The organism is Stenotrophomonas sp. Sm10, assembly GCF_030985515.1.
GTDB classification, from domain to species: domain Bacteria; phylum Pseudomonadota; class Gammaproteobacteria; order Xanthomonadales; family Xanthomonadaceae; genus Stenotrophomonas; species Stenotrophomonas hibiscicola.
The window spans coordinates 1-10,449 of sequence record NZ_JAPTFO010000107.1 but is presented as its reverse complement, the minus strand read 5'-3'; the positions used below and the strand labels follow the sequence as shown (position 1 = coordinate 10,449).

The window sequence follows — 10,449 nt, the reverse complement described above, 5'->3', positions numbered from 1 at the left end:
CGCCGGCACAGGGCCGGCGTCGTCGGGTACCTCAGGCTCGCGGCAGGGTCATTCCTGCGCGGCGTCCTCGCTGCTGGCCGCAGCCGGTGCGCCGTCGGTCGTGGCGGGGGTGGCGACCGCCACCTCGTCCTCGTCCTCATCGATCGAGGCATCCAAGCGCTCAACCGCCTGCAGCTTCTCATCCTTGGACAGGCGGATCAGGGTGACGCCCTGGGTGTTGCGGCCGACGCGGCTGATTTCCGAGCCACGCGTACGCACCAGGGTGCCGCCATCGGAGATCAGCAGGACTTCGTCATTCGAGCCCATCAGCACCGCAGCGACCAGCTTGCCGTTGCGCTCGGTGGTCTGGATGCCGATCACGCCCTGGGTGCCACGGCCCTTGCGCGGGTAGTCCGGCAGCGGGGTGCGCTTGCCGTAGCCGTTCTCGGTGGCGGTCAGGATGTACTGCACGCTGGCGTCATCGGCACTATCGATCACCGCATCGCCATTGGCGGTGGCTTCCTCGACACCGTTGTCGTCCTCGTTCTCGTCCTCGATGCCACCGGCACTTTCGGCCACGATCAGGCTGACCACTTCCTCGCCGGCCGGCATCTTGATGCCACGCACGCCGGTTGCGGTACGGCCCATCGAGCGGACTTTGTCCTCGCCGAAGCGCACGGTCTTGCCATTGGAGGCGAACAGCAGGATGTCGCGCTGGCCGTCGGTCAGGCCGACGCCGACCAGGGCATCGCCCTCATCGAGATTGATCGCGATCTTGCCGCGGGCCAGGCGGAAGGCGAACTCGCCCAGCGGGGTCTTCTTGACCGTACCGTTCTTCGTGGCAAAGAACACGAACTGGCCATCGGCGTACTCGCGCACCGGCAGCACGGCCTGCACGCGTTCGCCCGGTTCCAGCGGAATCCAGTTGATGATCGGACGGCCACGGGCGTTGGAACCCGCTTCCGGCAGCTGGTAGACCGGCAGCCAGAACACCTTGCCCGAACTGGTGAAAGTCAGCAGCGTATCGTGCGTGTTGACCAGCCACAGCTGTTCGATGAAATCCTCTTCCTTGGTCGCCGCCGCACTGCGACCACGGCCGCCGCGGCGCTGCGCGCGGTACACGCTGACCGGCTGGCGCTTCACGTAGCCGGCGTGGGACACGGTGACCACCACGTCTTCCGGCGCGATCAGGTCCAGGATGTCCAGGTCTTCTTCGCTGTGGCGGATTTCGGTGCGACGTTCGTCGCCGAACTCGGCCTTGACGTTGACCAGCTCCTCGCGGATGACCTGCAGCAGGCGATCGGGATCTTCCAGGATGTGGATCAGCCCGGCGATCACTTCCAGCAGCTGCTTGTACTCGTCGGTCAGGCGGTCCTGCTCCAGCCCGGTCAGGCGGTGCAGGCGCATTTCCAGGATCTGGGTGGCTTGGATCTCGGTCAGCTGGTAGCCGCCCTCGACCAGGCCGACGCCCTTGGGCAGGTCTTCAGGACGCGATGCTTCGGCACCGGCGGCACCCAGCATCGCACCGACCAGGCCCGGCTCCCACACGCGTGCCAGCATGCGCTCGCGGGCTTCATTCGGGTTCGGCGAGGTCTTGATCAGTTCGATCATCTCGTCGATGTTGGCCAGTGCGACGGTCAGGCCTTCCAGCACATGGGCACGGGCGCGCGCCTTGCGCAGCTCGAACACGGTGCGGCGGGTGACCACTTCGCGACGGTGGCGGACGAACGCCTCCAGCATCTGCTTGAGGTTCATCAACTGCGGGCGGCCGTCGACCAGCGCCACCATGTTGATGCCGAACACCGATTCCATCTGCGTCTGCTGGTACAGGTTGTTCAGCACAACCTCGGCAGATTCGCCGCGCTTGATCTCGATGTAGATGCGCATGCCGTCCTTGTCGGACTCATCGCGCAGCTCGCTGATGCCTTCGATCTTCTTTTCCTTGACCAGCTCGGCGATCTTCTCGATCAGACGCGCCTTGTTCACCTGGTAAGGAATTTCGGTGACGATGATCGATTCGCGGCCGTTGTCGGCCACTTCGATATCGGCCTTGGCACGGATGCGCACGCGGCCACGGCCGGTGCGGTAGCCGGCGACGATGCCGGCAGTGCCGTTGATGATGCCGGCAGTCGGGAAATCCGGGCCCGGGATGTATTCCATCAGGCCGTCGACGTCGATTTCCGGGTTGTCGATCAGCGCGATGCAGGCGTTGATCGATTCGCTCAGGTTGTGCGGCGGGATGTTGGTCGCCATGCCCACCGCGATACCGGCCGAACCGTTGACCAGCAGGTTCGGGAACCGGGTCGGCATGACCGTCGGCTCCAGTTCCTTTTCATCGTAGTTGGGCTGAAAATCGACGGTTTCCTTGTCGATGTCCGCCATCAGCTCATGCGCCAGGCGCGACATGCGCGCCTCGGTGTATCGCATCGCCGCAGCGGAGTCGCCGTCGATCGAACCGAAGTTACCCTGGCCGTCGACCAGCATGTAGCGCAGCGAGAACGGCTGAGCCAGGCGCACCAGCGTGTCGTATACCGACTGATCGCCATGCGGGTGGTACTTACCGATGACATCACCGACGATACGCGCCGACTTGAAGTAAGGCTTGTTGCTGTGCGCGTTCAACTCGTTCATCGCGAACAGCACGCGACGATGCACCGGCTTGAGGCCGTCGCGCGCATCCGGGAGCGCGCGGCCCACGATCACGCTCATGGCGTAATCGAGGTAGCTCTTGCGCATCTCGTCTTCCAGGTTGACCTGGATGATTTCCTTGGCGGTTTCTGCCATTCGGGTTCCGTTGTCTGGTAGCGGTCCAGTCCGGCGCAGCCCTCTGCGGGAGGGGGTCGCGCCGGAACCTCGATTCAACCTGTGGATACTACCACAACAGGCCGTTTTCCGCCTCCCTTCATGGGGATTTTACCGGCACAAATCAGGAACTTAGGGCCCCATACCGCCCTGTAAAGCCGAGCCCATGCTCGGCTGCGGCGGATTCGCTGGCTGAGCCGAGCATGGGCTCGGCTCTACAGACATCCTCGATCCTGTCCCGCCTCAGCCGTCGAAGGCGGTGCGCATATTGTGGGCGGTCGGGTTCAGGATCACCCCGCGCTCGGTCACGATGGCATCGATCAGCTCGCCCGGAGTGACGTCGAACACCGGGTTCCAGGCGGCAATGCCCTCGGCGACGGTGCGGGTACCGCCCACGCCGTACAGCTCGCCCGGATCGCGCTGCTCGATCTCGATCTGGCTGCCGTCCACGGTGTCCATGTCCACCGTCGAGGACGGCGCTACGACCATGAACTTCACGCCGTGATGGCGGGCCGCGATGGCCAGCTGGTAGGTGCCGATTTTGTTGGCGGTATCGCCATTGGCGCAGATGCGGTCTGCGCCGACGATCACCCACTGCACGGCGCCGGTCTTCATCAGGTGCGAGGCAGCCGAATCGGCGATCAGGGTAGCGTCGATGCCATCCTGCTGCAGTTCCCACACGGTCAGGCGGGCGCCCTGCAGCCAGGGCCGGGTCTCGCCGGCAAACACGCGGGCGATGCGGTGCTGGGCCATGCCAGCGCGGATCACGCCCAGCGCCGTGCCGAAGCCTGCGGTGGCCAGCGAGCCGGTATTGCAATGGGTCAGCACGCCGCTGCCGGCCTCGATCAGGCCAGCACCCAGCGCCCCCATGTGGCGGTTGGCGGCCAGGTCTTCATCGGCAATCGCCTGCGCTTCCGCCTCCAGCAACGCCTTCCAGTCTGCGCCGGCGGCGTTCAGGCAACGGCGCATGCGCGCCAGCGCCCAGGCCAGGTTGACCGCCGTCGGGCGCGACGCATTGAGGCGCTGCAGGGCCGGCTCCAGCTGCTGCAGCGCATGCGCGCCATCGGCGGCCTGCACCTCGCGTGCCGCCAGCACCACGCCCCACGCGGCGGCAATACCGATCGCCGGCGCGCCACGCACGGTCAGCGCGTGGATGGCGCTGGCAACCTCGTCACTGTCATGGCAGACCACGTGCTCGACCACGAACGGCAGCTTGCGCTGGTCCAGCAGTTGCAAGGCATCGCCGGTCCACAGGATCGGGCGGATGTGGTCGTAACGGGCGTAGTCGATGTCGGAGGCAGTGTTCATGGGCCCATTGTAGGGCCACGCCCCGCGTGGTTGGAGCCTGCCCCGGCTCAATTCACCGAGAATTCGGCGCGGCAGCCGCCGTCCACCCAGATCCCGTTGCGGTTCCAGCCCCAGGTGCTGCCTTCCTCGCAGGGCGTGCTGGACAGCTGCTCGGAGACCACAGCACCCACCGAGATGCTGGCGCCGCAGAAGCGGCGCTTCTTCGACTTCGATTCGCAGGTCAGGCGGCGCGGCACATCGACGAAGCGGCCGTCCTCGTCGGCCACCTCGAAATCGCCCTGGCAGCCACGGCTGGTCCAGACTTCATTGCGCTTGTAGCCCCATCCCTGGCCTTCGCGGCACGGCAGCACCGACAACTGGCGAAGCAGGCGCACCGGCGCGCCATCCAGGCGTACCGGGCAACTCTGCGGACGGCCATTGGATTCGCAGCGCACCACGCGGCGCACCAGGCGCTTGCCTTCCGTTGCCGCAGGCGCCGCACCCTGCGCACGGCGCGCCCGGAACTCGGCGCGGCAGCCGAGGGTGACCCACACGCCGCTGCGGTCGGTGCCCCACTCGCTGCCGCGGATGCAGCTGTTGCTCGACAGCTGGCGCACCAGATCGACGCCGTTGTCCACATCGATATCGCAATGCACCCAGCCCATGTCGCGCGATTCGCAGGTCACCACTTCGCCGTCATAGCCTGCCTGCTGGGCCGACGCCGATGACGGCAGCCAGGCACCCCAAAGCGCGATGGAGTACACCGGTGCCGCCACGACCGCAAACCACTTGACCAATGCCTTCCCCAACAGGAGTGGACGAATTCCGATGCCAGTGTCCCGCATCTGCCGTGATAAGAGCATCATCCCGCTTACCGAAGCAAGCGCGGAAACGCGGCAATCCGTTCAGTCTTCAACGTTCAGGAACGTGCGCCGCGCTCACGCGTGGGCAAAGTCGTAGGCCAGCACATCAGCAATCCGCGGCGTGCGGTTCATCGCCATCAACAGGCGGTCGACACCCACCGCCACCCCGGCGCAGGCGGGCATCGACGGCAGCGCCAACAGCAGCGCCTCGTCCACGGCCGGTAGCACCTGGCCGCGCTCGTGGCGGCGCTGCAGATCGCGCTGGAAGCGCGCGCGCTGCTCGTCAGCGTCGTTCAGTTCGTGGTAGCCGTTGGCCAGTTCCACCGCGCCCAGGTACAGCTCGAAACGTTCGGCCAGCGGGGGCGTGCCCGGGCGGATGCGGGCCAATGCTGCCTGGCTGGCCGGCCAGTCGTGGACCACGGTCATGACATCGCCATCAAAGCGCGGCTGGATACGGTGGGTCATCAGCAGATCCAGCCAGTCATCGCGGGTCAGCCCGACCGGGTCGATGTGCACCTCGCCCAGCGCGGCACGCAGCGCGGCCTCATCAGCATCGAACGGATCCACGCCCACGTACTGCTGGAACAGCTCGCGGTAGCTGAGCACACGCAGCGTCGCACTGCGCCCGACCAGGGCCAACGCCTGGCCTACCAGCTCGGCGGTTTCCTGCACCAGCCGGTGGTGGTCCCAGCCGACCCGGTACCACTCAAGCATGGTGAACTCCGGGTTGTGGCGGCCGCCGGCCTCGCCATTGCGGAACACCCGGCCCAGTTCATAACAGTCGCCCACGCCGGCAGCGAGCAGGCGCTTGAGCGGATACTCCGGCGAGGTGCGCAGCCATCGGCGGCGTCCGCCGGCATCGACATGGCCGGTGAAGTCGGTATGGAAGCTGTCGATGTTCGGCTCGGTGTTGCCCGCGACCGACAGGATCGGCGTCTCCACCTCGAGCACATCGCGCTCTGCAAAGAAGCGGCGCACCAGCGCATTGAGCGCGGCGCGCTGCTGCAGCGCGCGCAGCAGGGCCTCGCTCACAGGATGCCCTCCGGGCGCGGATGGTCGAGCGGCAGGGTCAGCAGATCGCGCGTATCGTCGATGTAGCCGCTGGCCAGGTACAGGCGCCGTGCCAGTTCGTTGTGGTGGTTCACTTCCAGGCGCAGGCGGCTGACGCCACGACCGCGAGCGCGCTGTTCGCAGATGGCCAGCGCCTGCTTGCCGCGGCCACGCCCACGCGCGCGATGGCTCAGGTACAGCTCGTCCAGCAGCATGAAGTGGCCGCCCTGCTCCAGGCTGAAGCCCATCGCGATCACCGCGTAGCCGACCACCTCGCCCGCCTCGTCCAGCCACAACAGCACTTCGCCATTGCGCGGATCGGCCAGCAGCGCGTCCACGCCGCGACGCACGCGCGCGTCATCGAAGTCGATCCTGTCTTCGGCGTAGAACTCGCGCATCAAGGTGATCAACAATTCCTCGTCGGCACGGGTGGCCAGGCGGAAATCCAGTGGGGCGGTCTGCATCGGTGCTCCTTTGTGCTGCATGCCAGGCGCGGCACCCGGCGGGATCGTCATTCGTGTTCGGCAAGGTAGGCCAGCAGGCGTTCCTCGTCCCACACCGGCACGCCCAGCGACTGCGCCTTGTCCAGCTTGGAGCCGGCCTCGGTGCCGGCGACCACGAAGCTGGTTTTCTTCGACACGCTGCCGGAAACCTTGGCGCCCAGCGCCTCCAGGCGCTCCTTGGCGACATCGCGGGTGAGCTGGGCCAGGGTGCCAGTGAGCACAACGGTCTGCCCGTCCAGCGGGCCCGCCACGATCTCGGCCAGCGCCGGCGCCTTGGCCAGGATCTGCTGCATCGCCTTCTCGGCCGCCAGCAACATCACGCCATGGCCATCGGCATCGAGCCACTCCCCCAGTCCGCGCGCGGTGTCATCGGGCAAGCCGGCATTGACGAACTGGCCATGCTCGGCATCGAGCACCGCCTGTGCCCCCGGGAGCGCTGCCACCAGTTTTTCGGCGCGTAGACGGGTGATGCCGGGGATCTCCGATTCGACCAGCAGCTGCGCCAGGTCCAGTCCCTCGCGCAGCTTGGCACTGGGGGCATGTACATCGCTGATGCGCACCTGGCCGACCTGCAGCAGGTCATCGATGGCCTGCTGGTTGCCCTGCTGTTCGAAGAAGTGACCGAGCGAGCGCGCCACTTCGCCACCGATGTCCGGCACGCGCTTGAACAGCGGCCACGGCAGATGGCGGATCAGTTCCAGGTCGCCGAACCACTGCGCCAGGGCCCTGGCGGTGCTCTCGCCAACGTGTTCGATGCCGAGCGCGAACAGCAGGCGTTCCAGCGTGGCGGCACGACTGGCGTCGATTGCTGCGATCAGGTTGTCGGCCCACTTGGTGGCGATCTTCTTCGTGTTCCATTCGAAGCTGGCGGGCTGTGCCAGCGCCTGCGCGCGCCAGCCCGGATCGCTGCCGTCCAGCTTCAGCACGGCGTTGAGTACCGCGCCACTGCCCCCGGCGGGCAGATGCGGTTTCAGCGCAGCGGCCAGTGCGGACGGGTCTTCCGCATCCAGCACCAGCTTCAGGTGCAGCAGCTGGTCACGACTGAGCCGGTACAGGTCGGCCACGCTCCTGACGATGCCGGCGTCGACCAGGGTTTCGATGTACTTGTCGCCCAGGCCATCGATGTCCATCGCGCGACGCGAGGCGAAATGGGCAATGGCTTCCTTGCGCTGCGCCGGGCAGGACAGTTCGCCCGAGCAGCGCCATGCTGCTGCCCCTTCCTCGCGCACGATCTCCGAGCCGCACACCGGGCAGCGCGTCGGCATCTGCCACGGCATAGTGCCCTGTGGGCGGCGATCGAGGATGACGCTGACCACTTCCGGGATCACGTCGCCGGCACGGCGCACGATCACGCTGTCGCCGACGCGCACATCCAGGCGTGCGATCTGGTCGGCGTTGTGCAGGGTGGCGTTGGACACGATCACGCCGGCCACGGCCACCGGTGCCAGTCGCGCGACCGGTGTTGCGGCACCGGTGCGGCCGATCTGGATCTCGATGGCCTCTACCGTCGTGCTCTGTTCCTGCGCCGGGAACTTGTGCGCGATGGCCCAGCGCGGCGCGCGCGAAACGAAGCCCATGGCCTGCTGGCCGGCGCGGTCATCCAGCTTGTAGACCACGCCGTCGATGTCGAACGGCAGGCGATCGCGGCGCTCACCGATATCGCGGTAGTAGCCGAGCAGGCCATCAGTGCCCTCCACCACCTTGCACAGCTCGCTGACCGGGAAGCCCCAGGCGCCGAGCTGGGCCAGGGTGCCCGAATGGGTATCGGGCAGCTCGCCGCCCTGCACTTCACCGGTACCGTAGGCAAAGAAGCTCAACCTGCGCTGCGCACTGATCTTCGGGTCGAGCTGGCGAAGCGAACCGGCCGCCGCGTTGCGCGGATTGGCCAGCACCTTGCCGCCGTGCAGGCGCGCACGCTCGTTGTAGGCCTCGAAGTCGGCGCGGGCCATGTACACCTCGCCGCGCACCTCCAGCACATCCGGCCAGTCCTTGCCGTGCAGGCGCTTGGGAATGTCGCCGATCTCGCGCAGATTGGCCGTCACGTCCTCGCCGGTCGTGCCATCGCCACGGGTCGCGCCGAGCACGAAATGACCGTCCTCGTAGCGCAGGCTGATCGCCAGCCCGTCCATCTTCGGCTCGGCCGAAAACCGCAGGCTGCGACGCCCCAGCCGCTCGTCAATGCGGCGCACGAAATCAGCCACCTCCTCGTCGCTGAACGCATTGGACAGCGACAGCATCGGCACAGCATGGCGCACCTCGGCGAAGCGGCCGGAAGGACGCGCACCGACCTGCTGGGTCGGGCTGTCGGCGCGGGCCAGTTCAGGATGTTCGCGCTCCAGTGCTTCCAGTTCGCGCACCAACCGGTCGTAATCGACGTCGGGGATCTCCGGCGCGTCCAGCTCATGGTAGGCGCGGTTGGCCTGGGCGATCTGCCGGCGGAGGTCGTCGGCGCGTTCGGCGGGGCTGGGACTCATCGGGATCCGGTGGTTCTGGGATGGCCGGGGATTCTACCGCGCCCGGCCGTCAGGCCCTGTAATGCCCTGCCTTCGCAGCGCCGAGCCATGCTCGACGGGCGCCCCCCTGCCCTGGTGGATGCCAACCATCTCCCCGCCCCGGCAGGTGCCAACCTTGGTTGGCACACCTGCAGCCGAGCATGGCTCGGCACTACAAAAAGCGGGCTTGCCGCCCACCGCAACCAGCGCTAGCGTGCGACGGTCTGCCCTTCGGAATCGTGCCCGTGCCCCTGCCTGCTTCCCGTCGACGCTTCCTGCAACTGGCCGGTGCTGGCCTCGCCGTCGCTGGCAGCGGGCTGCCGCAGCTTGGCCATACCCAACCGGCGACAGCCGCCGCTCCCGCCCCCGCCGAAGGTGCGGTGCTGCTGAATTTCAACGAATGCCCCTACGGCCCCTCGCCCGCAGCCCAGCAGGCAGCACGCGACAGCATCGCCGGATGCGGTCGCTACCGCTTCGCGCTGGCAGGCCAAGTGCGCGATGCCTTCATCGAGCAGGCACGTATTCCGGCCGACCACGTGCGCCTCTATCCCGGCTCAAGCGAGCCGTTGAACCGCGCCGCCACGGTGTGGACCGGGCCGCAGGCGGGATTGGTGGTGGCCGATCCGACCTTCGAGACCCTGGGCGAGGTCGCCGCCGCACACGGTGCATACGTGCAGAAGGTGCCGCTGCGCGACGACGGCGCGCATGACCTGCGTGCGATGGTCGCCGCCGCGCAAGCGCGCCCGACCGGGCTGGTGTATGTGTGCAATCCGAACAACCCGACCGGTTCGATCAGCCCACCGGATGAGCTCGCCTGGCTGCTGGCCCACAAGCCCGCATCGACCCGCGTGCTGGTCGACGAGGCCTACCTGCAGTACAGCGGGCAGCCGAGCCTGATCGCGCAGGTAGCGCAGCGCGATGACCTGATCGTGCTGCGCACGTTCTCCAAGCTGTACGGCATGGCCGGCCTGCGCCTGGGCGTGGCGGCCGCACATCCCGACCGCCTGCGCGAACTGGCCAGCCTGGGCGACAACCCACTGCCCGTGCCAGCACTGGCCGCAGCACTGGCCAGCCTGCAGGATCCCCAGTTGATCGCGCAGCGGCGCCTGCAGAATGCCCAGGTGCGGCAGGCCACCATCGCGTGGCTGGGCAAGCGTGGTTTCAGCTGCGTCCCGTCGGAAGCGAACTGCTTCGTGGTGGATGTGCAGCGCGACGGTGCCGCCTTTGCCAAGGCGATGGCAGACAACGGCGTGGTGATCGGGCGAAGCTGGCCGATCTGGCCACAGCGCGTGCGCGTGACCGTCGGCACCGAAGAGGAGATGGCCGCGTTCCGCCGTGCGTTCGCGAAGGTGGCCGGCGTACCGGCCTGACCCTGTTGGTGGGGGCGAACCCTGGTTCGCCCCATCCACGCTTGGCGCGGATCTACTGTTGTGGGTGCCGACCGTTGGTCGGGGTGGGTGCCGACCGTTGGTC

At 67.3% G+C, this 10,449-nt stretch carries 7 protein-coding genes; 1 reads left to right on the top strand and 6 read right to left on the bottom strand.

The genetic code is table 11. From position 1 onward, the window contains the following. Positions 1-48 precede the first annotated feature (48 nt). The 6 genes from gyrA to ligA form a co-directional block, all read right to left on the bottom strand. Complete coding sequence (gene gyrA, locus O0J15_RS19255; RefSeq protein ID WP_251103160.1) at positions 49-2,763, bottom strand: DNA gyrase subunit A; 2,715 nt, start codon at positions 2,761-2,763, stop codon at positions 49-51. Between the two features lie 261 nt (positions 2,764-3,024). Next, positions 3,025-4,089 (bottom strand): S-methyl-5-thioribose-1-phosphate isomerase, encoded by a 1,065-nt coding sequence (gene mtnA / locus O0J15_RS19250; RefSeq protein ID WP_058981311.1) that lies wholly within the window; start codon positions 4,087-4,089, stop codon positions 3,025-3,027. Between the two features lie 47 nt (positions 4,090-4,136). Beyond that, the gene (locus O0J15_RS19245; protein ID WP_155029804.1) at positions 4,137-4,865 is read right to left on the bottom strand and encodes a DUF3011 domain-containing protein; all 729 of its coding nucleotides are present in this window, start codon (positions 4,863-4,865) and stop codon (positions 4,137-4,139) included. A 141-nt stretch (positions 4,866-5,006) separates the two neighbouring features. Continuing rightward, positions 5,007-5,963 carry an EF-P lysine aminoacylase EpmA gene (gene epmA, locus O0J15_RS19240; protein WP_308306125.1) on the bottom strand — a complete coding sequence of 319 codons (957 nt, stop codon included), beginning with the start codon at positions 5,961-5,963 and terminating at the stop codon, positions 5,007-5,009. Next, the gene (locus O0J15_RS19235; protein WP_019660365.1) at positions 5,960-6,445 is read right to left on the bottom strand and encodes a GNAT family N-acetyltransferase; all 486 of its coding nucleotides are present in this window, start codon (positions 6,443-6,445) and stop codon (positions 5,960-5,962) included. Before O0J15_RS19235 ends, epmA begins: the two co-directional genes overlap by 4 nt. A 47-nt stretch (positions 6,446-6,492) precedes the next feature. After that, positions 6,493-8,964, bottom strand: coding sequence for an NAD-dependent DNA ligase LigA (gene ligA / locus O0J15_RS19230; protein ID WP_308306126.1), 2,472 nt, complete (start codon positions 8,962-8,964; stop codon positions 6,493-6,495). A 257-nt stretch (positions 8,965-9,221) separates the two neighbouring features. Between ligA and O0J15_RS19225 the strand changes: the two genes are divergently transcribed. Continuing rightward, entirely contained in the window at positions 9,222-10,346 is a 1,125-nt protein-coding gene (locus O0J15_RS19225) for a pyridoxal phosphate-dependent aminotransferase (RefSeq protein WP_308306124.1), read from the top strand. Positions 10,347-10,449 lie beyond the last annotated feature (103 nt).